The organism is Oleiphilus sp. HI0080, assembly GCF_001635135.1.
Genome location: NZ_LWFU01000258.1, coordinates 1 through 618 on the forward strand (window position 1 = coordinate 1; position 618 = coordinate 618).

Here is a 618-nt window from a genome sequence, read left to right on the forward strand (position 1 = left end):
GAGCTTGGTAAGCCAGACGCGAAACGTCTGAAAAAAGCGATTGGCAGAAGTAAAAAAGTCACAGTGTTCAGTTATGGTGGTCAGGATGTGGAGCAGTGGCTGGAGAGCATTAAAAAAGATGCGTCGATTCGCCATGGTATTACAGCGTTTCGTATCGACAAAGAGCCGCTTGAACAGCTCGCCGGTATGGCAGAGCGAACAATGCAGATTGGAATGATGATTCAAGATGATTTGGTTCACGTCTCGTTCGGGAGTGAAATGATAGAGTTTAAGCTATACAACTTGCTGGACCGCGCATGAGTCTAAACAGCCTTTTTTTGACCGCACTTGTTTGCTTTGGTGTGTGGTACTGGATCAAAAGTCGCGATTTAAAAGAATTCGCTTATCAGCGCGCACAAGCGGCGTGTAAGAAGCTAGATTTGCAGTTGCTCGACCAGGCAGTCGCGTTAAAAAGTGTGCGACCCGTGCGCAATGCCAAAGGCCATATGCAGTTGCGTCGAATTTACAGCTTTGATTTCAGCTCCTCTGGTGAAGACCGTTATGAGGGGGAGGTGATTATGCTTGGTAATCGTTTAGATGAAGTGAAATTTGCACCGCATCGCATCGGCTAGTTTGGAA

At 46.9% G+C, this 618-nt stretch carries 2 protein-coding genes; both read left to right on the forward strand.

What is annotated here, in order from left to right:
• On the forward strand, positions 1 to 300 hold a 300-nt coding region (locus A3751_RS02745; RefSeq protein ID WP_197466134.1), incomplete at its 5' end, for a YaeQ family protein.
• Entirely contained in the window at positions 297 to 611 is a 315-nt protein-coding gene (locus A3751_RS02750) for a DUF3301 domain-containing protein (RefSeq protein WP_068451816.1), read from the forward strand. The genes A3751_RS02745 and A3751_RS02750, both read left to right, overlap by 4 nt.
• Positions 612 to 618 lie beyond the last annotated feature (7 nt).